The sequence below is a fragment of the Acinetobacter brisouioides genome (genome assembly GCF_004331075.1).
In the GTDB taxonomy this organism is placed as follows: Bacteria; Pseudomonadota; Gammaproteobacteria; order Pseudomonadales; family Moraxellaceae; genus Acinetobacter.
Map to the genome: position 1 here is coordinate 458383 of NZ_SJNX01000001.1, position 23054 is coordinate 481436.

A 23054-nucleotide genomic window follows, 5' to 3' on the forward strand; every position below is an offset into this window, starting at 1 on the left:
TTAGCCAACTATTCAATCCTTTTGTCCATGTTCGATCTGTTCAAGAATCGGACAATCTGCGGTTTCATTCCCCGCGCAGCAATCTGCGGTGTGCTGCAAAATTTCCACCATGTTTTGCAATGCTGCGATACGCTGCTGTAACTGCTGGATATGTGCCAGTGCCAACTGTTTGACTTCAGCACTCTGTCGCGACTGATTGCGCCATAAACTGAGTAATTCCTTGATTTGCTCCACTGAAAAATCCAGTGTTCGCGCATGACGAATAAAACGCAGGGCTTGAAGATCTTGGGTGTTATAAACTCGATAACCTGCACTGGTGCGTTGAATATTGGGCAACAATCCGACTTCTTCATAGTAACGAATCATCTTGCTCGACAACCCTGTCTGTTTGGCAACTTGCCCGATATTCATGCAAAAACTCCCCGAAAGCGTTTTAAGCGCAAGGCATTGCCCAACACAAACACCGATGACATACCCATGGCAAATGCCGCAAACATCGGTGACAGTAAAATGCCATAGGCTGGATACAATACCCCTGCTGCCACAGGAATCAGCGCTGCGTTATATATAAATGCCCAAAACAGGTTTTGGCGAATATTGCGAATGGTGGCTTGGCTCAGTGCAATCGCATTGCTCACTCCTTGCAGGTTGCCAGACATCAGCACCACATCGGCAGATTCAATCGCAACATCCGTTCCTGTTCCCACGGCAATACCGATATCGGCTGCTGCCAAAGCGGGTGCATCATTAATACCGTCTCCGACAAAAGCCAATTTGCCATATTTCTGCTGCAACTGCTGTACGGCGTTGACCTTACCTTCTGGCAACACTTCAGCAATCACTTCATCTATGCCCAACTGCTTGGCTATCGCCTGTGCCGTAACATGATGATCACCAGTAATCATGGCAACTTTTAAACCCAGTTTATGTAGATTTTGAATTGCACTGTAGCTGCTTGGCTTAATCGGGTCAGATACCACCAGCATCGCCACTAACTCTCGATCAATCGCGGCATAAATCGGGGTTTTACCTTGCTCCGCCAACTGCTGTACCTGTTCAGAAAAGACTTCGACATTTAAACCCAATTGCTGCATTAAACGGGCTGCACCCAAATGAATCTGCTGCTGATTGACGGTTGCTTCAACGCCATAACCCGTCAATGCCTGAAACTGTTCAACAGCTAACAACTCTAGTCCTTGCCGCTGTGCATGTTGCACAATCGCCACTGCAATTGGGTGTTCTGATTTGGCTTCTACTGCTGCTACAACCTGTAAAATGTGTTGAGTTTGATTTGGATCAAGCGCTATAAAATCGGTCAGTGTTGGTTTACCTTCAGTGACGGTTCCTGTTTTATCTACTGCAACAATTTGAGTTTCCTGCAATTGCTGTAAGGCTTCACCCTGTTTAAATAAAACTCCTAGTTCCGCACCACGCCCTGTACTGACCATAATTGAAGTTGGTGTTGCCAAACCCATTGCACATGGGCAAGCAATAATCAGCACCGCAACCGCATTGACCAAACTCAGGCTTAAGGCAGGCTCAGGCCCGATGAAAAACCACACGACAAAAGTCAGGAGTGCCAAGCCCATCACCACAGGCACAAACCACATGGTCACTCGATCCACCAAAGCCTGAATCGGTAACTTGGAACCTTGTGCCTGCTCCACCAAACGAATAATTTGTGACAAAACAGTATTCGCACCAACGGCAGTGGCTTGAATGGTCAGCGAACCTTGTTGGTTAATCGTACCTGCCACCACGGTCATACCTACATTTTTCGCCACAGGAATCGGTTCGCCCGTGATCATGGATTCATCGACAAAACTTTGTCCTTCGATCACTGTTGCATCAACAGGAATTTTCTCCCCTGGTTGAATCAGTAGTTGCATCCCCAGTTGTACTTGTGAAATTTCAACTTCTTGCACTTGTCCATCTTGAATAACCCGCGCAGTTTTTGGCTGTAAACCGAGTAAATGCTGAATCGCTTGCGAAGTGCGTCCTTTGGCTTTGGCTTCCAAATAACGACCAAGCAGAATCAGGGTCACAATCACCGCTGCCGATTCAAAGTATACATTTACATTGTTCTCAGGGAGCCAAGTCGGTGCGAAGGTCGCTACGCAAGAAAAGCCATAGGCAGCCAGCGTGCCTACCGCAACCAGTGAATTCATATCGGGGGCAAAGCGCAATAAGGCAGGAATGCCCTTTTGATAAAAACGTCGTCCTGGGAAAATCAACACCAGCGTGGTCAAGACAAATTGTAGCCACCAACTGTTTTGCATGCCGATGTGCTGCATCACCCAATGATGAAAGGCTGGAATTAAATGCCCACCCATTTCCAGAATAAACACAGGCAAGCTTAAACATGCTGAAATCAATAAGTCACGTTTTAACTGGTTGGCTTCCTGTTCACGGCGTTCGCCCAGTTCATTGCTCGGCTGCGTTGTATGCTGCGGCTGTAACTGTGCCTCATAACCTGCTTTATGTACGGCGGTGAGTAAAGCACTCGCATCGGTTAAATGTGCATGTACCGTGGCTTTTTCTGTCGCAAGGTTCACTGTCGCATCACTAACACCTTCAACTTTTTTTAAGGCTTTTTCAACTCGTCCAACACATGAAGCACAAGTCATGCCCTGAATATTTAACTCAAAAACCTGTTCGGGTTGACTACGAACCTCATAGCCTGCACGTTCTACCGCATGCACTAAAGCTTCACGCGATACAAGCACATCGCTATGGATCATGGCCTTTTCAGTCGCTAAGTTCACCGCAACATCAGCGACACCTTCCACTTTTTTTAAAGCTTTTTCCACCCGCCCTACACACGAGGCGCAGGTCATGCCTTCGATCTCAAGCGACTGATGATATTGATGTTGTGACTGACTCATACTGTTTCCTCATGCTGTAAACAGGGATTGTATTGATCTTAAAAATACAGGTTTTAGCTTAAACCTTGACATAATGGCAAGGTCAAGATACAGATTTAAAATATTCTGATTTAAAGCCACTTGACCTTACCATGAGGGTAAGCTTTACAATACAATTCTCTTCTTCAAATCAGGCAGCAATCATGAAATTTGAAATTGCCAATATGACTTGTGGCGGCTGTGCCCGTAGCGTTACAGCAACTATTAAAGATCTTGACCCCAATGCACAGGTCAATATTGATGTTGCAAGCAAACTGGTCGACGTCCAAACCAGTGCCAGTGTTGAACAACTCACTGAAGCTTTAACAGAAGATGGTTTCCCACCTGTTCTGAAAGCATAATGCTTCAGCTTGAGCTTTTGGGTATGACACGTCGCATACCCAAATCTTTTAATTTTAATTATGGATTTGATCCTGAATTAAACTTCTCTATTCCGCGGTCTTTTATCTCATAACAAGGGTCTTTTCTTAATACTCATGCCATGTTCTCCATCTGGATGGATAATATGTATCTATAGCATGTCTGCAACAAATAACGTCCTCACAAATCTGCACTTTTGTACTGTGTTTTAGTTGTTCTGTTGAAATCATGATTATTTTTAGATTTATAAGTTTTTCTGTGCCGCGTTAGATTCTATTCATATCCATAAAAAATGGGCTGATCACCAAGATCAGCCCATTTTTGTTGAGTCTCTGGTCTAGCTGCAAGCAACTAGACACAGCGCCTCACTTATTTTTTGTCAGGCAACGCATAAGCCACTACGTAGTCACCATGATCTGGTGATTGACGCGCACCGCCTGCAGAAATCACGATGTATTGTTTTCCTGTTTTTGGTGAAATGTAGCTCATTGGCGTACCTTGGCTACCGACAGGCAAGCGTGTTTTCCACAACTCTTTCCCTGTTGATGAATCAAAAGCACGTAAGTAATAGTCTTGTGTTGCAGCGAAGAACACCAAGCCACCTTGAGTTGCCATTGAACCACCAATGGTTGGCATACCAATCGGTGCTTTCAAGCCCATTTTGAAACCTAGAGGTCCAGTGTCTTCGACTGTACCCAATGGTACTTGCCACGCGATTTGACGAGTTTTCATGTCAATCGCAGTCATGGTACCAAATGGCGGTTTTTGACATGGGATACCCAATGCTGACATGAAGCGGTTTTTGTTGACTTTGTACGGTGTACCTTTCATTGGTACAGCACCCATACCTGTGTTGACTTTCTCGCCACCACTCGCTTGGATTTTAATGTCTTCAGGCGTTTGTTTAATCAACTGAATCCATAAACCTAAACGCATGTCGTTCACAAACATATAACGATGTGTTGGGTCAAACGAGATGCTACCCCAGTTCATGCCACCCAAAGAACCCGGGAAGCTGAGAGAAACATCAGTACCTGGTGCAGTGAACAAACCATCGTAACGCATAGATTTAAAGTTAATACGACACATCAACTGGTCAAATGGTGTTGCGCCCCACATGTCAGACTCTTTTAAAGTCTGATTGCCAAGTTGTGGCATTTCAACTGAACGCGGTTGGTTTTTTGAATATTGTTCGTCTGGAATGTCTGCAACTTTTACAGGTTGCTCAACCACTTTGGTCAGTGGTTTACCTGTAACACGGTCAAGGACAAAGAACTGACCAGATTTCGTACCAATCACGACAGCAGGTTTAGTTGTGCCATCTTTCATTGGGAAATCGACCAAGCTTGGTTGCATTGGTAAGTCAAAGTCCCAAAGGTCATTATGTACAGTTTGGTAAACCCATTTTTCTTTCCCTGTTGTCGCATCAAGCGCCAACACAGAAGTATTATATTTGTGATCTAGTGCATTACGGTTCCCACCCCAAACATCTACCGATGAACTGCCCATTGGCAAGAATACAGTATTCATTTTCGGGTCATAAGACATTGGCGCCCAAGAGTTTGCGGAACTACGTTTGTAAGTTTCGCCTGGTTTTAACACATAGTTTGGATTTGGGTTACGTGCATCAAATGCCCAGCGTAATTTACCTGTGATCACGTCATAACCACGGATTACACCCCCCGGCATATCTGCGGCAACGTTATCGGCAACTCGACTCCCCACAACCAGTGTTGTACCTGCCAGTGTCGGAGCAGAAGTGACTTCAAAGCGAGGGGCTTTCGTACCACCTCCCATGCCTTCTAGCAAATTCACAGTACCATGATCACCAAAGTCTTCACAGCGTTGACCATTGTCGGCATTAATCGCAATTAAACGTCCATCTGGTGTATTTGTATAAACACGACGAGGACAAGCTGTATTGTTGGCAACTGCGGTTACAGGTGTTGCACCTGCCAATTTTGGTTGTTCGATGGCTTGCGTTGAATCAAAATAAGCAACACCACGACAGCGTTCCCATGCATCGGCTTTTGAATTCACTCCCGCTTTCCACAACTGTTTACCCGTGTCTGCATCAACCGCAATCACGTTGTTATGTGGGGTACACAAGAACACTTTATTGCCGACTTGTAATGGTGTTTCCTGATCTTCTGCGCCATTCCCCGTACCTGTGGTCATGTCACCTGTACGGTAAGTCCATGCTACTTTCAGGTCTTTGACGTTATTGCGGTTAATCTGATCTAATGCGGCAAAACGACTACCACCTGCATCACTACCATAGTGATCCCAGTTTTTTTGCTGTTTTGTTGCATCTACAGGAACTAAAGGCAATGCCTGACCTGATGCTGCAACGGTCGGATGCGGTTGGAACATTTGATACAATGCCACCAACATCCCCACAAGAACGACCAAACCTGAACCATATGCAGGTGCTGTACACCGTGCTTTTTGCTCATAACAGCGTAAGCTCGGCAGCGTCAACATGATGGCAACAAATAACCCAGATGGGAACATGAGGTTAGAGAACAAGCCCCAGAAATCCCAACCTTTGTCGAACAAAGACCAAATCAGCGTTACAACAAATACACCCGCATAAATAAACCCACTGAGTGCTTTTCTTCTCAACATGAGAATAGCCGCAAGGGTAATAAAAATCCCTGCGAGTAAGAAGTACCAAGAGCCACCGAGACCGATCAGCTTGCCACCACCAATCACATAAAATAAACCTGTAGCCAGCAATGCCAATCCTAAGATCGCACACCATATCTTAAATATGGGGTGTGGCTGAGTATATGAATCAGACATACAACTATCTCCAGTTTTGATGTCAAATCAGTTTTCCATCTGATACAGAACAGCATCTTGTGATGCTGCAACCGATTTGCACAATGCGCCAAAACAAAAACCAAAAAATCGCCTTTACACCACTTGGCATAAAAACGGCTTCACTCCTTCGTTATAGCCACGATGATTCCTTTCATCTTGATGAGACTGATAAGATTTTTTAGTAAAAATTTCATCAGCACAAAAAGTAGCGCAGTTTAAAAACAGTCGTTTTGAATCTATACACAATCCAAAACCGAAAAAGAATGCGCGATCGTCGAAACTATGGTGAGATCTTGCTGGGCATTGACCTCTGAAAGCCCAGCAAGCCCTAAGTCCAGATTAGAAATTTACACGAACACTTAAACCTGCAACCCAAGCATCATCAACTTCTTTCACCCCTGCTGGTTGGTAGATATATTGCAAGTTTGGACGGATCATGACCGCAGGTGACCATTGATAGGTATAGTTTAATTCCACATTCAACTCGCTGCGTTGTATTGGAACATAGTTGCTTGCGGTCGGATTATAAGAGAAGTAACCACGGCTAATGTCGGTTGCAATTTCTTTGTCACGGGCACGGTTATTGACATCATAGCGCGCGAAACCGAGTGCAATAGTGTCGGCTGGACGGCTATCAAACATACCCTTGTACCAAAATGCTAACTGTTGGGTGCTTTGGACAAATGTGGTGGCTTTGTCATTGAATACGGCATTGAAACCGACATACAAACCACGTTTCGAGTCATCACCGCGTTGGGTCAACTGTTGCTGTGAGTTCAACCAGAAACTGTGTTTGCCATCATGGACTTTACCTGCGGTTTTGATGTCTTTGGCTTCAGCCGTTGAGTACAATGCACCGATTTTATATTCACCAGGTAAGCCATTGAGCTTTGGTTTCCATGCCAACTCAACAGGAATCGTTGCACCCTGAACATTGTTCATACCAAGATTAAAACCATCGCTGGCGGACTGGGTTTTAATGTTATCTGGATTAACTTCATAAACCCCGACACCCAGCGACCACTCAGGTGCGAATTGGTATTTGACATTGGCTGCCCATACACTGACTGGCCAGTTATACCAGATTGAACCAATCGACTTGCCCAGCTGACCACCACAAAGCAGCAAGTTCTGGAACTCACATTGTGAGCTGTTAAAGTCATCTGACATACCCATACGACCTGCTTTGATTTGAACCTTGTTGTCATCAAAGCCTTTTTTCACCCATGCTTGGGTCAAACGCCATATTTTTCCACGTCCATAAATCTCTTGTGAATTACCTAGCGTGGTAGAACGAGGGTCTTTAATCCGTTCATTGGTTAGCGCATTACCATCACGTTTGGTAATCATGATGCCTGCTGTTGTATCATTCCAACCTGCGATTTTATTTAAATCGAAATTTGCCCCAAGGGTCAGCTGTGATGCAACAGTAGCCGTATTGCTATCATTGTAGCCGCCATCAATATTGGTCGCAGCTTGACTCATGATAGATGCGGTAAACTTGTAGCCTTTATCTTCTAGTTGTTGACGGTTACCATTCCAATCCCCCAATAACCATTGACGATCTTGTGACCATGGCTCATTTGCCAAAGCGGCATGGCTACATAAAATTGCGAGTGAAACTGCACTCATTTTAATTAAATTAACTTTTTTCATATTTGCTTATCCTTAGCCTAATCGGGTTAGGCACTCTAACCTGATGTCAAAGTGCCTATATTTCATCATTTTAGTTTTACTGGTTGGCTGAGTTCTGAACTTGCACCGAGATGATCTGTGATATTTGCGGTGTAATTGGCAAATTTCTCGGTTGGTTTCCAAGTCAAAGTGGCTTGACCTTGTGCGTTGGTTGCAACTGTTGCTGCACCTACAAATTGTTCTGCTTCTTTAGACTGTGCGTTGCGGTTACCAAAGAACTCCACGCGGTAACGCTGGTTCGCCTGACCTTTGAAACTCACCATAAGCTGCCCCTGATGTGCAGTCAGTTTAGGTGCTTGAATCCATTGGTTTGGCTGAGCATTACAACCTTGCTGAGTTGGCTCAGTACAGGTTTTTTGCAGATTCTTCGGATCAATCACCACACCGCCACCGCGCGAACCAACAAAACCTTCGTGTTCAAGTGCTGGCACACCAAACACGATCGCACCCAGACGCTGATTCGGCACACAAGAACCACCCGCTTCACAGCGTTTGATGTCTTTACCGTTGTCCCAAATCTGGTTTTTGGTCAATGTAATGTGTGCATTGGCATCTTTTTCTGAACGCAGTGCGATACCAATACGGTTACCATGCACTTTGTTGCCGTCAAAGATGTTGCCATCGCCAGTTAGGTTGAAACCTGTTGAATTGGCAGTCAATTCGTTATAGGCCACGTAGTTGCGCTTGCCCCAGTTAATTTGCAAACCATCTGAATAGTTTTCAAATTTGTTGCCGACAACTGCGTTGTCATTGCCCCACAAGATTTCAATGCCTTGTGATGGCTCTGGGTTGGCTTTGGTGTTGGTAAACAAATTATTGGCAATCAGGTTAAACGCTGCGCCACGAGTCAGCTCTAAACCATCACCATTATCCTGAAGGATATTGTCCAAGAATTTATTATTGTTGGTCGTGGTTGAGGTTGGATTACCCTTGCCATCATCTCCCGTAAACATCACCCCAGCGCCACCGTAGTTATTGCTAATACGGTTATGCTGAATCAGGTTATTGCTCGAACGGTTGACCAAAATACCAATACAGAAACGATGAATATCCAGACCTTTCAGGACAACATGATGTGTATCACGTAGTACCAGACCCGGCAAAGTCATCGTGCGTACGTTAGTACCATATTGCCCAGGCATAGCACCTGGACAGGCTTTTGCCCCTTCGCCCTGAATATAGTTAGAACCATCAATGGCAATAAACTCGCCCGTTTTGTCCCATTGTGTTCCAATGATTTTTACAGGGCCTTTAATTTCAGGAAGTGGTGAATTTACCTTAATGCTATAAGGTGCTTTACCCACTGCCTGAATCAAGATTTGATTGTCATCTGATGGATTGGCATTGGACTGTTCAATTGCCCAGCGCAATGATCCCTGATTCTGGTCATCCTGATAGCGATCAACCACGTAGGTTGAAGCAGCCGCCCAACCTGAAGCCAATAGTCCTAAACTTAGTGCGGTCACTCGTAAAGAAATTGCTTTCATTCCAGATATTCCTTTAATTCAGTTTTTATTATGGTGTGGGTTGTACAGTTTGTAAGAACTGGCGAAGCTGGGTCACATCAATTTGACCTGGTGCTGAAGCCTGACCAATCATGCCGAAACTTAAGCTCCCTCCTGAACTTGCTGTTGCAATTCTGGAAATCGTGCCCAAGCGTCCCATTGACATGGTTAACAATGGTTTTTTGCTTTGTTGACTCACTTTTAATGTTGCGTTCATCAAGGTAAACACATCGGCTTTAGACTGTGGCATGACTGCAATTTTTAAAATATCTGCGCCCATTTGGTCTTGTTTTAGCAGACGATCAACAATTTCCTGCTCGCTTGGTGTTTTGGCAAAATCATGATTCGACATCACCACCAAAACATGTTTTTCATGTGCCAAATCCGTCACTTTACGCACGACTTTCGCATCACGGAACATTTCAATATCAAGCAATTGCATAAACGGTTTTTTCAAATACGTGCTATAGATTTTGCCGTATTCTTCATCACTGACTTTAAGTTTACCGCCTTCGTTGGCAGTACGAATTGTTGCAAGGAGTGGTTTGTCTTTTAAGATTTGATTGAGCTGCTGTCCTAATGCAATCACCTGTTTGGTATCAGTTGCAAAGTTCAACAAATCAATACGGAATTCAGCAATATCTGCATTCGGGTTGCTGGCAATCACTTTTGCCTGCGCAATCGCCTCATCAGCAGTTTGTGCTGTAATCGGCACAATGGTCTTCACTGGCATCACACCAATATCAACATTTTTCACGACATAATGATCTGCCGTCAATGGTTGTGCCAACGCAACGGATGCTGCCCCCAACATGCTGCATGCTAGTGCCATCTGAAGTACTTTGTGTTTGATGTTCATCATTACCATTCCTTGTGTAATGTCGCTGTGTGGCATAACCACACAGCGTACAGCTTAGATATCAAAAAATACGGTTTCGTTTTCGCCTTGGATACGAATATCAAAGCGATAAACCACCTGACCATCACGCTCTTCACGTTTAGCCACCAAAGTGTTGCGACGTGGCGCCCACTCAATACCTGTCAAGATTGGGTCTTTGGCATTCGCTTCAGCTTCATCTTCAAAATACACACGGGTATTGAGACCTAAGTTGATACCACGTGCAAAAATGATTAAAGCAATATGCGGTGCTTGCTGTGTACCTTTGCGCCCTGGAACTGCACCTGGTTTAATGGTGTCAAAGTGCCATACGCCAGTCTGGAAATCAGCACCTGCACGCCCCCAACCTTGAAAATGTGGGTCAGCAGTTTTGCCCTGAATGTCGGCTTGGCTTGGGTAAACGCCATTGGCATCGGCTTGCCAGATTTCAACCAACACATCACGAAGCGGCAAACCTAGACCGTCAAAAACCTGACCTTCAAGGCGAATACGTTCGCCCTGAGTGTGTTCTTGCAAAAGATTGTTATTGAAATTGTTGTCAAACACTTCAATGTTGGCTTGTTTTGGCAACAGACCAATATGTACGTAAGGGCCACCTGTTTGAGATGGGGTTTCTGCTAATTCTTGAAAATTCCAGCCATTCATTTTTTCTACTCCATCCATTAAGTTAAATCATTTTCGAAGTACGTTGCACGGCGCCCACGCAAGGTGATGTCGAAACGGTAGCAACGGCTATCTGCTTCAATAAAATTGCTCTTATCTTCTAAAGCAATCAGGGCACGACGTTGTTCTTCTAAAGGAATCGTTTTAATAATTGGACAAGAATCAATTAATGTATCGCCTTCAAAATAAAGCTGTGAAATCAGGCGCTGTGCCCAACCATCTGCAATTAAAGAGAAGTGAATATGCGCAGGACGCCATTCATTGATACGGTTACGCCACGGATATGGGCCTGGCTTGATGGTACGGAAAACAAAGTAACCGTTTTCATCGGTCAACATACGACCACAACCACCAAAGTTAGGGTCAATCGCACCAATAAACTGATCATTTGGATGGCGATAACGACCTGAAGCGTTGGCTTGCCAAACTTCAAGTAATGCATTTTTTACAGGGCGACCAAACTGATCGCGCACATAACCATGCACAATGACTCGTTCACCAACTGGCAAACCATCTTTTGCATAATTTAAGATTAAGTCGTTATCTTTAGGGCCAAACTGATTTGGACTAAAATGTGGTGCTGTCACTTCAGTAAGCGTTTCCGCAATTGAAATCAAGGCATTGCTTGGCGAACGTAACACACTGGTTTTATAGCCTGGTGTATGTGCTGGCGGATGATGATCTGTATTACGCTGTGCGTAGGCACCCCAAATAATCTGAGACATCATATTTCTCCTTTAAATTTTAAAAAAATTGCATCCATTACGTTTGCTGGCTAGGTGAAATTCCTAGCTCTTTAAATACCTCTTCTGCCATATGCATCGCGGCATTTGCTGCTGGCAAACCTGCATACAATGAACAGTGAAGAAATAATTCTTTGAGGTCATCTTGAGTGACACCATTGTTAAAGCAGGCACGAATATGCATACGTAACTCCGCTTCACGACCAAGTGCCAACAACACCGCCATAGTCACCAGACTACGGGTATGGCGTGGCATGCCAGGGCGAGACCACACTTCACCCCAAGCAAAACGGCTAATAAAATTTTGAAAGTCGCTATTGAAGTCATTCAGGTTTTCAATCGAACGGTTGACGTGCTTTTCGCCTAAAACTTCCGTGCGAACTTGAATACCTTGTTTGTAGCGTTCATCATCATTCATAAGAAAACCCTCATTAGGTTGCATCAGTATGTGCAACCAGTGATTTGACAAAAATAGACACTGCGGCAGCGGTCGCCGGAATCAGCAACATGCTCAGAATTGCAGTAAATGACCAGTGTTGACCTAAAAGCACTGCGCCAATCCATGCTCCAAACACCGCACCGAAACGCCCGATCCCTGACATCCACGCCACACCTGTTGCACGGCATTGGGTTGGGTAAAAACGCGCACTGAGTGCTGGCATAGAAGACTGTGCACCATTGATTGCAACACCTGCGCAAAGCACCAAGACTGCAAGCAATATCGGGCTACTCAGGCTTTGACCCACGGTGAATGCAAAGACACCAGCCGCCAAATAAAACCCTGCAATAATGCGGTTCGGGTTAAAGCGATCCATAGCCCAGCCAATAAACAACGCACTAAGCACACCACCGAACTGGAACAGACCACCAATAAAGGCTGCACGTTCCATACTCGCGCCAGTTTCACGCATCAAGGTTGGCAACCAGCTGGTGAGCAGGTAAATCATCACCAAACCCATGAAATAGGTGAGCCAAAGCAATAACGTGCCTTTGATGTATGTTGGCGAAAAGAGCATCGAAAACACGTTTTGCTTTTGCTGCCCTGCACTTTTTTCTTCAGGCACATGAAACTCAGTCACGTTCTGAACTTGAGTTGGTGCAATACGGCTCAAAATTTTGCGAACTTTTTCGCTATTGCCACCACGAACAATCAAGAAGCGATAAGACTCTGGCAAGAAACCAACCACGAAGAAGGTCAGAATCATTGGGCTCCAGCCACCAAACAGGAATAAGCTGTGCCAGCCAAAGTGTGGAATCATCCAGCTACTTAAAAAGCCGCCAATCGCCATACCCAAGTTGTAACCACAGAACATACAGGTCACGAGTAATGAACGAATGCGCGTTGGACAATATTCAGAAAACAGTGTGGTGGCGTTTGGCATAGCTGCCCCCAACCCGATTCCGGTCAAGAAACGCAAAACAACCAAAGTATCGAGATTGTTGGCATAAGCACAGCCGATGGTAAAACCACCAAAAATCAGCATGGAAAATGACAGTACCGCCTTACGACCAAAACGGTCAGCTGTTGGCCCTGAGACCAATGCACCGATGATCATGCCGCCAAGTGCAGCACTCATCACAGGACCCAACTGAGAACGGTCAAGCCCCCAGTCCTGTGCCAATGCAGGGGCAATAAAGCCCATGGCAGCAGTGTCGATACCATCTAGAAAAACAATGAAAAAACAAATTGCAGCAATCATCCACTGATAAGCACTTAATGGTGAATCATTAATTAGTGCTTGTGCATCCATGCTCACATTCGGGCGAGAGGTATCCTGAGACGCCATAGTTGCCTCCTTAGGCGAAAATCCTTTTAAAACAGTGGGCTTTATGAAATCACTTCAATAAAGCGCTGAAGAGCCTGAGTAAATCCTTCGGGTTGTTCAATATTTGATAAATGTGATGCGGGCAAAATACTGAGCTGACTACGGGCAATGCGTTGCTGCATAAACTCAGCATCAGCAACCGTAGTAATCGGGTCAAATTTACCTGCAATCAGTAAGGCTGGAATCTGAATATCGGCAATCTGTTCACGCAAATCTTCATGTGCCAAAGCTCGGCAGGCATTGGCATAACCTTGTGCTGGTGTATTGGCTAAACTTTGAATCGTTTGCTGCGCCAAGGCGTCTTCCTGATAGTCAAATTCACTGCTAAACCAACGGCTATGCGTCGATGCAACCAAATCTGCCAAACCATTTTTCTCAACCGCTTCAGCACGTGATAACCACGCTTCTGCTGTTCCAATTTTTGCTGCGGAGTTGGCAACTGTAATGCTGTAAAAACGTGCTGGAAGATAAATTCCCAAATACAGTGCAGTTAAACCACCCATGGAAATTCCGCAAAAATGCGCTTTCTCAACCTTCAAGCCATCAAGAATATCGATCACATCTTCTGCAAGGTTTTGCACAGTTGTCTCTGCGATGACATCGCTTTGACCATGTCCACGAGTATCATAAGTAATCACTTTGAACTGCTTTTTCAGTTCAGCAACCTGTGGCTGCCACATAGCATGATCGGTTCCCAACGAATTGGAAAAAATAATGGCAGGTGCATTCTCAGGACCTTCCACATAAACCGATAAATGCTTGCCTTGACGATTGGTAATCGTGATCATCACTTTGCCACTCCTGTCTGTGCTTCCTGCAAAACTGCATCAATTTGTGCCTGAATATTGCCTAAATAAGATTCAGGTTTAAAAATCGTCGAAATTTCTGCTGTAGAAAAATTATTTTTGACGTCATCAAGTTCAGCGATGACCTCTTTTAAGTGTTTTTGCTCAGCCACCGCAGTTTTGCATGCTGCTTCCACCAGATGATGTGCATTGAGGCGTCCCATTTTCGGTGCCAATGCCATCATGACTGCTTCAGCCATAATCAAACCTTGGGTACAGTCCAGATTGCGCTGCATGTTGCTCGGGTTAACTTCCATCCCTTGTAAAACGTCCAAGGTACGAGACAGTGCACCTGCGCAAAGCTGAAAAATCTCAGGTAACACCAACCATTCGGCATGCCATGCGCCAAGACTGCGCTCGTGTTCCTGTACCATGCTTTGATAAATGCTGGACATTAATGCAGGTACACGGTTTGCGGCTGCAAGTACCGATGCCGCTGCAACAGGATTGCGTTTATGCGGCATGGTCGATGAGCCGCCGCGACCTGTTGCAGTTGGTTCAAACACTTCAGCAATTTCTGTCTGCATCATTAAAGACCAGTCACGTGCCATTTTGCCTGTGTTGCCGACAATCATGCCAAGGACACTGGCAATCTCCACGATACGGTCACGCTCACCATGCCAAGTACAGATTGGTGTCGCCAAATGGAGCTGTTGGGCAAATGCTTCGACAACTGCGGAACCCTGATCAAGCAGTGATGCCAATGAACCCGCTGCACCGCCGAGCTGAACAGCCAGTACGCGGGCTTTCATTGCCTGAATCCGATCCAAATCACGTTTAAATGCACTTGCCCAACGAGCAAACTTGTGACCCAGCGTAATTGGCAAAGCTTGTTGTAGCCATGTCCGCCCAATCATCACCTGATCACGATAAACTTGTGCCTGCGTCAATGCCGCTTGGTAGTTTTGCTGCACGCTGTGTTCAACATGCTGCAACGCATCACGGCACTGTAAAATACAGGCGGTATCTAAAATATCCTGACTGGTTGCCCCCCAGTGCACAAAACGTGAGGCAGCTTCATCTTGCTGTTTCACAATTGCAGTCAACTGTTTTACAAAAGGAATTGCGATATTGCCTGCAAGTCCTGTCGCGGTTGCTAACGCATCAAAATCGATCTGTTCCAATGCTGTTTTTTGTGCAATCGCTTCAATCGAATCTGCCGCAGATTGAGGGATTACCCCAACCTGCGCTTGAGCTTTTGCCAGTGCCACTTCAGCTTGAATCATGTAAGAAATCAAAGACTGATCACTGAAAACTTCAGTCACATCATCCTGATAAAATAAGCTGGCATATAACTGGCTCATAGTTAAACTCGCTCAATAATCAAAGCAATACCCTGACCAACACCGATACACATTGAACATAACGCGTACTTGCCGCCTGTCTGCTCAAGCTGGTTCAGTGCTGTAGTCACCAGACGCGCACCTGAAGCACCGAGTGGATGACCCAGTGCAATCGCACCCCCGTTTGGATTGACCCGTGCATCATCATCCGCCAGCCCCAAATCACGGGTACACGCCAAAGCCTGTGCAGCAAAGGCTTCGTTCAGTTCAATCACATCCATCTGTGCCAAAGTCAGGTTGGCCTGTTTCAGTAATTTCTTGATCGCAGGCGCTGGGGCAAAACCCATGATGCGTGGTTCAACACCCACGGTGGTTGCCGCAATAATTTTGGCACGGGCTTTCAGTTCGTATTTTGTGATGGCTTCATCTGACGCAATCAGCAATGCGGCTGCACCATCGTTAATGCCTGAAGCATTGCCAGCAGTCACTGTACCTTCGGCGTTGACCACAGGTTTGAGTTTGGTCAAGGTTTCCAACGTGGTTGAAGCGCGTGGATGTTCATCGGTATCAATCACGATGGCATCACCTTTGCGCTGTGGAATCGTCACAGGCACGATTTCGTTGGCAAAGTAACCTTTGGCTTGTGCTGCAGCAGTACGTTGCTGGCTGGTTAAAGCAAACTTGTCCTGATCTTCACGGCTAATGTGGAACTGTGCCGCCACGTTCTCTGCAGTTTGTGGCATGGTGTCCACGCCATACATTTCTTTGAGTTTCGGATTGATAAAACGCCAGCCCATGGTGGTATCTTCAATCTTTTGGGTACGTCCGTAAGCGGTTTCCGATTTGCCCATCACAAATGGGGCACGGCTCATGCTTTCCACACCACCCGCGATGATCAGATCGGCTTCACCCGCTTTAATGGTACGTGCTGCCATGGCAATGGCATCTAAAGATGAACCACATAAACGGTTAATCGTGGTGGCTGGCACTTGGTACGGTAAGCCTGCAAGTAGAGATGACATGCGCCCGACATTACGGTTGTCTTCACCGGCTTGGTTGGCACAGCCATAGATCACGTCATCGACCTGTTGCCAGTCCACGCTTGGGTTACGCTGCATCAGGGCTTTGATTGGTAAAGCACCGAGGTCATCGGCACGAACTGTGGCTAGACCACCGGCATAACGACCAAACGGAGTACGGATGGCATCGACAATATAAGCATTTTTCATTTTTTAATCCTGTCTTTTAAATCCCCCTTTATCCCCCTTGACTCAAGGGGGATACTCCTCCCTTTTTAAAAGGGAGGCTGGGAAGGATTATTTATCCTTGAGTCGCGTCGATTAGTGTTGCACCCGTCATTGCCTGTAGCTCGTCAAAGCTTAAGCCTTCGACTTTCTCCAGTACTTTTAGCCCTTCAGGTGTGACATCAATTACACACAGGTCGGTATAGATCCGGTCTACACATTTCAGACCTGTTGCAGGATAAGTCAGTTCTGCCACAATCTTGGGTTCACCCTGTTTGGTGACATGATCAGTGGTGATAAAGACTTTTTTCGCACCCACAGCCAGATCCATCGCGCCACCCACGGCTGGGATGGCATTCGGTGCACCGGTATGCCAGTTAGCCAAATCACCATTGGCTGCAATCTGGAAGGCACCGAGGACTGCGATATCAAGGTGACCACCACGCATCATGGCAAACGAATCGCCATGATGGAAAAACGCGCCGCCTTTGAGCATGGTCACGAATTCTTTACCGGCATTGATCAGTTCAGGGTCTTCTTCACCTTCTGCTGGTGGTGGGCCAAATGCCAACAAGCCATTTTCAGAATGCAAAAACACGTCTTTGTCTGCAGGCAGGTAGCTGGCGATCTTGGTCGGTAAGCCAATGCCAAGGTTGACATAAGCGCCATCAGGAATGTCTTGAGCGACACGTTCAGCAATTTGGTCACGGGTTAGTTTTTTATAGCTCATGTCAGTCTCCTTATGCGCTTGTCAGTGGTGAAGTGGGTTCAACCTGAACCACATGCTGCACAAAGATGCCTGGGGTAATGATGTGTTCAGGATCAAGTGCACCCAGTTCAACCACTTCAGAGACTTGTGCGATGGTGACTTTCGCTGCCATGGCCATGATTGGGCCAAAGTTACGTGCGGATTTACGGTAAACCAGATTGCCCCAGCGGTCGCCCTGCTGTGCCTTGATCAAGGCAAAATCAGCATGGATTGGATATTCCAGCACATAGTCTTTACCATCGATATGGCGGGTTTCTTTACCTTCAGCCAGTAAAGTGCCATAGCCTGTCGGGGTAAATACCGCGCCTAAGCCCATACCTGCAGCCTGGATACGACAAGCGAGGTTGCCTTGTGGCACCAGTTCCAGCTCGATTTTGCCTGCACGGTACAGTTCGTCGAACACCCAAGAGTCAGACTGGCGCGGGAAAGAACAGATGACTTTTTTCACAGCACCTGCTTTGAGCAATTTCGCCAGACCGTAGTCGCCATTGCCCGCATTGTTGCTGACAATGGTCAGGTCTTTGATGCCCAAATCCAGTAAGCCATCAATGAGTTCAGCAGGTTGTCCTGCCGTGCCAAAGCCACCAATCATGATGGTCGAACCATCTTTAATTTGTGACAGAACCTCGCGAAATGAGGTCGCACTTTTATTTATCATTGGATAACTCCACTGTGCATCATAAAATGATTAATTGATTGGAACTAAAAATTGGGCAGGATGAAGTAAGTCGCTTTCAACTTTGTTACCCAATCCCGAGTAATTTAATTAGATTTCCTTTGTCTGCTCATTTTTTATAATTTTCGCCTAAACATCTAGCAGTAAAACGCGTAATTGTTCGATGAACATCCATATTGTTCGACTATCGAACAATAGTTATTATTTTGAACATCCTAGAAAATAATGCTTGGTCAAGCACTTTACATGGTGGATTAGATGGAAGAAATAGAGCAAAAACCAACCAAAACGCTGCAAAACCCAGAAAATAAAAAAATAATTCGCCATGAAGATTTTATTGCAGGCATGGGCAAAGGACTGGCAATTTTAGAAAGTTTCGGGAATGATCGGCATCGTTTAAATATCTCTATGGCAGCAGAACGTACAGGTTTGACTCGCGCTGCTGCACGTCGGCATTTACTGACCTTAGAGTATTTGGGCTATTTAGAATATGATGGTCATTATTTTTATTTGGCTCCAAAAATTTTAAAATTTTCAGGCGCTTATTTAAGTGGCGCACCATTACCAAAAATTTCACAGCCATTGCTTAATCTGCTGACCAACCAAACTTCTTTAATCTTTTCAGTCATGGTACTCGATGGTTACGAAGCGATTACCGTTGCCCGTAGTGCGGCACACCAGCAAACTGACCGAGTCAATCCGTATGGCTTACATTTGGGAAATCGCTTGCCCGCCCATGCAACCTCTGCAGGTAAAATCTTACTGGCACATTTGGAACCAGAGCAGCAACTTGAGTGGCTAGAAAAATATCCCCTCAAGCGTTTAACCAAATATACATGTGTCGATAATGCTGAATTTTTGCAATTACTAAGAGAGTTAAAAGAACAGGACTGGTGCTACTCCTGTGAAGAACATGAGTTGGGCGTACATGCCTTGGCTGTTCCCATTTATAATGGCAACTCCAAAGCCGTTGCCGCACTCAATATTGTGTCACCGACCATGCGTACAACACGCGAGTATCTGATTCAGCATATTTTACCGTTGTTGCAAGAAACCGCACGGGAACTCCGCAATGTACTTTAAGTACATTGATATCTGGCTATTCGATCCATCCCACACTATTTTTGACTCCGTGGGTCTAGATAGAACCCTGCAAATTTAGCCATATCTTCACAATCAACTCCCCAAAACATCCCTGTTGCACTCGCAACAGGCATTTTTTGCTTACTTATAGACAGGTTTATTTTTATAAATTTACTTTTTTATTCTAAATAATGTACTTTTTAATAAAAATAAGTTTACTTTTTTATAATTTAAAACTTACTTTTTTACATTAATACATTTACTTTTTAAATCATTTAAATTTACTTTTCTATATTAATAACTTTACTTTTTAAATCATTTAAATTTACTTTTTTATAATTTAAAACTTACTTTTTTATAATTTAAAACTTACTTTTTTATTAAAAATAATAAACGTTTTTAGTTTTTTAAATATCCTATTTCATCACAATTTATATTCATGCATAAAACCGACCACGACGACGACGCAAGCCTAAAACATGAATTGCCCGCACTAAAACAGCATACGAAACGCTATAGCCAAACTCTTTTTCAAACTGTGGAATTAAATCACTAATATTTTGAAATTTATTATTTTTTATAAAGTTTTGGAAAGCTTCCCAGTCTTGAATATGTGCGGGTGCTCCCCGTTTTTTACTTGGTTTAGGTTGCAGGCTTCCTGTCTCTTCCTCAAGCTTGATCCATGCATCCAGAGTGACTCTAGAGATATTAAACTGTTTACATACAGCTACTTTATAATCAGTTTTCTTATAAGCATCCAAGGCAGCTTTTCTGATTTCAATTGAATATTTCGGCATATTAACTCTCTCAAAAAAAATATTAATGGCACACTTTATGCACAAATAAAAATATGTTTATATATTTCCCTACAGGGATTATTATTGTTACAAGGATTAGATTATGCTGCAAGATGATATTCATTTAAAAAAGTTATCGCTATGGCAAGTGATTGTGGTCGGGGTTGCTTATATGACACCAATGACCGTGTTTGATACTTTCGGCATTGTTTCTGGAACAACCGAAGGACATGTACCTCTAGCCTATTTGTTTGCATTGGTTGCCATGCTACTCACCGCTTTTAGCTATGCTCGCTTTAGCCGTGTATCTGAAAAGCCAGGCTCAGCTTATACCTACACAGCGGAAAGCTGTGGTTCATCTCTAGGTTTTTTTGTCGGATGGTGTGCTCTTTTAGACTACATTTTGTTACCACTGATCAATGCTTTACTCTGTGGTATTTATCTGGAAGCAATTTTACCAGGTGTCCCTTACTGGGCATGGGTGCTGATTGCCGCTAGTGTGGTTACTTTTATTAACCTTTTTAAAGTCAACTTGTTAGCTAACTTAAGCTTAATCTTTGTACTCGCACCTGTACTGTTAATGGTGTTCTTTGTTTACTTGGTCATTCATGGCGTGAGTAGCACTCAAGGCTCTGAACATGTTTTAACCCTTGCGCCACTGTTTCATGGAAATACTCATCTACTGCCTCTTGTTGCTGGGGCATCCATTTTGTGTTTTTCATTCTTGGGGTTTGATGCCGTTACAACACTGTCCCATGAAACCAAAGATCCTAAACGCAATATTCCACGTGCCGTAATATTAACAACACTGATTGGCGGTGTGATTTTCTTTACCGCAGCGTGGTTTATCCAACTGTATTTCCCAACCAATGCACAATTTAAACACCCTGATGAAGCACTCCCTGAAATTGTACTGTATGTGGGTGGTGCACTATTTCAATCTGTGTTCCTAACCGGGCAAATCATGAATACTGTTGCTTCTGGCTTAGCCAGTCATGCCAGCGCTTCACGCCTAATTTACATTATGGGTCGTGATGGTATTTTCCATAAAAAAACCTTCGGCAGTATTCACCCACGCTTTGGAACACCGCTTTATGCGACCTTGTTTATTGGGCTTGTATCTTTAAGTGCAATTTTCCTTGATCTTGCTCAAGTGGTAAACCTGATTAGTTTTGGGGCTTTGGTTGCCTTTACTGCAGTTAATTTTTCAGTCTTTATGCAATTCTATGTGCGTAACAAGCAGCGCCAAGGACTAAAAAATAAATTTTTTAATGCCATACTCCCACTCATTTCTGTTGCCGCCATTGTGTGCTTATGGATGAACCTTGAAAAATCTGCACTGAGTTTTGGTGGCATATGGCTTGGGGTTGGCATTATGTTCTTTATCTATAAAAAAGCAAAAAAACAATCAATTGCGATTAGCAATGCTTATTAATTCAATCAAGTGAGTATCAAAATGCAAAAACTGGTTAAGAAACCTAACTTGCTGGAAGATGTTGAATTTAAAGTCAGTATCAACCAGTTGAACGACAAGGACTGGAACTGGGTTAACCCTAATAAGGTGCAAATTGAGAGTCCAGCCAACTACTACGAAAGCTCTTTGGCTGAATGGCAGACCTTCGATGCACTCAATAGCAATACAGAATGTGATGTTGTCGTGATTGGTGCTGGGCTTTTGGGCTCATCGACTGCACTGCATCTGGCGGAACAAGGTGTTGAAACTATTCTGCTCGATAAAGACCGTATTGGCAGTGCTGCTTCTGGGCGCAATGGCGGGCAGCTCACTCCTGGGCTTGCACGCTGGGAAGCAGAGGAAATGATTGAACACTTTAGCCATGAAGATGCCAAGCGCCTCTGGAACTTCACTTCTGTTGAAGCCATGCAATTGATTGACAATATTGCTGCCAAATACCAGCTAAATTTACAGCGCAAACGCGGCCATATTACCGCAGCTGTGCATGAAGGGCATTTGGTTGCCTTAACGCAAGGCTCAGATGCACGCAAATATTTAGGTGAAAATCACACTCATGTTGTCGGAAAACACGAGCTATTCGACCATATCAAATCAGACAGTTATTTTGGTGGGCTAATTGACCGTTTAGGTGGGCACATTCATCCGTTAGCGCTCAATCGAGGAATTGCTTACGGCTTCTTGCAAAATGGTGGCACCATCTACGAATGTACCGAAGTGACTGAAATTGAAGAACGTGATGACGGCATTTATGTGCATACAGCTCATGGTACGATCAAGGCACGTAAAAGTGTCGTGATTGGGGTGCATCATGCATCTTTCAAATTATTACCGCAGCATAATCAAACCACGATTCCTTTTTATACCTATGTCTGCACCACCGCACCGCTCGAAATTGATTTAAGTGAACTATTACCAAGTGATCATCCTGTGTATGACACCCAGTTCCAAATTGACTACTATCGCGGAGTCAGCAAAAACCGTCTGCTCTTTGGAGGGCAAGGTACAGGAAGTTGCTGGAGCCCAGAAAAAACCTACCAATACTTGCTAGGACGCATTAACAGCGTTTTTCCGCAGCTTAAACAGGTTGAACTCGACTTTGTCTGGAGTGGTACAACTGACTTAACTGTAAATGGAGCAACCGACTGTCGTAAATTTGGCAATAAATTCCCAATTTATGCAGTACACGGCTGGAGTGGTCATGGTGTTGCACAAACAGTTCGAATTGGTAAAGCCATTGCCGATGATTTTGTTGGACAAGCTCAAGATTTTGAAATGCTCACTCAAATTCAACATAAAGACATTACCTTTGGCCGAGCATTAGCACCATTGGTGATTCCTGTAGCAAAAGGTGCTTATGGTTTAGGTGCCATGATGAACCCTGGCAAGATGGTTTCTTTCTAATTGTAAGTATCCTGTTTTATTTATAATAAAAAAGCCGCTTAA

The 23054-nt window shown here is 44.6% G+C and carries 20 protein-coding genes; 4 read left to right on the plus strand and 16 right to left on the minus strand.

Translation table 11 applies throughout. The annotated features are described in order from the left end of the window. Nucleotides 1-12: 12 nt before the first annotated feature. Both cueR and E0H77_RS02165 read right to left on the minus strand, forming a co-directional pair. Complete coding sequence (gene cueR / locus E0H77_RS02160; protein ID WP_131374645.1) at nt 13-411, minus strand: Cu(I)-responsive transcriptional regulator; 399 nt, start codon at nt 409-411, stop codon at nt 13-15. Continuing rightward, complete coding sequence (locus tag E0H77_RS02165) at nt 408-2885, minus strand: heavy metal translocating P-type ATPase (protein ID WP_131374647.1); 2478 nt, start codon at nt 2883-2885, stop codon at nt 408-410. The genes cueR and E0H77_RS02165 overlap by 4 nt, the downstream gene beginning before the upstream one ends. A 182-nt stretch (nt 2886-3067) precedes the next feature. Here E0H77_RS02165 and E0H77_RS02170 point away from each other — a divergent pair, with 182 nt between their 5' ends. After that, complete coding sequence (locus E0H77_RS02170) at nt 3068-3265, plus strand: heavy-metal-associated domain-containing protein (RefSeq protein WP_131374649.1); 198 nt, start codon at nt 3068-3070, stop codon at nt 3263-3265. 388 nt (nt 3266-3653) lie between these two features. On the opposite strand, the gene E0H77_RS02175 is transcribed toward E0H77_RS02170, so the two are convergent. The 13 genes from E0H77_RS02175 to E0H77_RS02235 all read right to left on the minus strand — a co-directional run bounded on the left by E0H77_RS02175 (nt 3654) and on the right by E0H77_RS02235 (nt 18239). Then, entirely contained in the window at nt 3654-6089 is a 2436-nt protein-coding gene (locus E0H77_RS02175; protein ID WP_131374651.1) for a glucose/quinate/shikimate family membrane-bound PQQ-dependent dehydrogenase, read from the minus strand. Nucleotides 6090-6449: 360 nt separating this feature from the next. Further along, nucleotides 6450-7766, minus strand: a complete 1317-nt coding sequence (locus E0H77_RS02180; RefSeq protein WP_131374653.1) for a carbohydrate porin — start codon at nt 7764-7766, stop codon at nt 6450-6452. A gap of 65 nt (nt 7767-7831) precedes the next feature. Next, nucleotides 7832-9292 carry a right-handed parallel beta-helix repeat-containing protein gene (locus E0H77_RS02185; RefSeq protein ID WP_131374655.1) on the minus strand — a complete coding sequence of 487 codons (1461 nt, stop codon included), beginning with the start codon at nt 9290-9292 and terminating at the stop codon, nt 7832-7834. Between the two features lie 28 nt (nt 9293-9320). Next, nucleotides 9321-10172: a type I 3-dehydroquinate dehydratase gene (gene aroD, locus E0H77_RS02190; RefSeq protein ID WP_131374657.1), complete on the minus strand. Its 852-nt coding sequence runs from the start codon at nt 10170-10172 to the stop codon at nt 9321-9323. Nucleotides 10173-10223: 51 nt separating this feature from the next. Beyond that, nucleotides 10224-10853 carry a protocatechuate 3,4-dioxygenase subunit alpha gene (gene pcaG, locus E0H77_RS02195; RefSeq protein WP_131374659.1) on the minus strand — a complete coding sequence of 210 codons (630 nt, stop codon included), beginning with the start codon at nt 10851-10853 and terminating at the stop codon, nt 10224-10226. A 17-nt stretch (nt 10854-10870) separates the two neighbouring features. Further along, nucleotides 10871-11596 (minus strand): protocatechuate 3,4-dioxygenase subunit beta, encoded by a 726-nt coding sequence (gene pcaH / locus E0H77_RS02200; RefSeq protein ID WP_131314575.1) that lies wholly within the window; start codon nt 11594-11596, stop codon nt 10871-10873. A 37-nt stretch (nt 11597-11633) separates the two neighbouring features. Beyond that, on the minus strand, nt 11634-12032 hold the full coding sequence (pcaC, locus tag E0H77_RS02205; RefSeq protein ID WP_131374661.1) for a 4-carboxymuconolactone decarboxylase: 399 nt from the start codon (nt 12030-12032) through the stop codon (nt 11634-11636). Nucleotides 12033-12045: 13 nt separating this feature from the next. Continuing rightward, on the minus strand, nt 12046-13401 hold the full coding sequence (gene pcaK / locus E0H77_RS02210) for a 4-hydroxybenzoate transporter PcaK (RefSeq protein ID WP_131374663.1): 1356 nt from the start codon (nt 13399-13401) through the stop codon (nt 12046-12048). Between the two features lie 41 nt (nt 13402-13442). After that, on the minus strand, nt 13443-14228 hold the full coding sequence (gene pcaD, locus E0H77_RS02215) for a 3-oxoadipate enol-lactonase (RefSeq protein ID WP_131374819.1): 786 nt from the start codon (nt 14226-14228) through the stop codon (nt 13443-13445). Next, complete coding sequence (locus E0H77_RS02220) at nt 14228-15589, minus strand: 3-carboxy-cis,cis-muconate cycloisomerase (RefSeq protein ID WP_131374665.1); 1362 nt, start codon at nt 15587-15589, stop codon at nt 14228-14230. Before E0H77_RS02220 ends, pcaD begins: the two co-directional genes overlap by 1 nt. Nucleotides 15590-15591: 2 nt before the next feature. Further along, nucleotides 15592-16797, minus strand: a complete 1206-nt coding sequence (gene pcaF / locus E0H77_RS02225) for a 3-oxoadipyl-CoA thiolase (RefSeq protein ID WP_131374667.1) — start codon at nt 16795-16797, stop codon at nt 15592-15594. Nucleotides 16798-16888: 91 nt separating this feature from the next. Then, the gene (locus E0H77_RS02230) at nt 16889-17542 is read right to left on the minus strand and encodes a 3-oxoacid CoA-transferase subunit B (RefSeq protein WP_004750828.1); all 654 of its coding nucleotides are present in this window, start codon (nt 17540-17542) and stop codon (nt 16889-16891) included. Between the two features lie 10 nt (nt 17543-17552). Continuing rightward, nucleotides 17553-18239 carry a 3-oxoacid CoA-transferase subunit A gene (locus E0H77_RS02235; protein WP_131374669.1) on the minus strand — a complete coding sequence of 229 codons (687 nt, stop codon included), beginning with the start codon at nt 18237-18239 and terminating at the stop codon, nt 17553-17555. 276 nt (nt 18240-18515) lie between these two features. Between E0H77_RS02235 and pcaU the strand changes: the two genes are divergently transcribed. Beyond that, nucleotides 18516-19340: an IclR family transcriptional regulator PcaU gene (pcaU, locus tag E0H77_RS02240; RefSeq protein WP_131374671.1), complete on the plus strand. Its 825-nt coding sequence runs from the start codon at nt 18516-18518 to the stop codon at nt 19338-19340. A 437-nt stretch (nt 19341-19777) separates the two neighbouring features. Here pcaU and E0H77_RS02245 read toward each other — a convergent pair whose 3' ends face one another. Continuing rightward, nucleotides 19778-20137, minus strand: coding sequence for a COG3415 family protein (locus E0H77_RS02245; protein ID WP_131374673.1), 360 nt, complete (start codon nt 20135-20137; stop codon nt 19778-19780). Between the two features lie 103 nt (nt 20138-20240). Between E0H77_RS02245 and E0H77_RS02250 the strand changes: the two genes are divergently transcribed. Together E0H77_RS02250 and E0H77_RS02255 are read left to right on the plus strand one after the other, a co-directional pair. Then, a complete protein-coding gene (locus E0H77_RS02250; protein WP_131374675.1) occupies nt 20241-21572 on the plus strand; it encodes an APC family permease in 1332 nt (443 codons plus the stop codon). A 21-nt stretch (nt 21573-21593) separates the two neighbouring features. Next, nucleotides 21594-23012: an NAD(P)/FAD-dependent oxidoreductase gene (locus E0H77_RS02255; protein WP_131374677.1), complete on the plus strand. Its 1419-nt coding sequence runs from the start codon at nt 21594-21596 to the stop codon at nt 23010-23012. Nucleotides 23013-23054 lie beyond the last annotated feature (42 nt).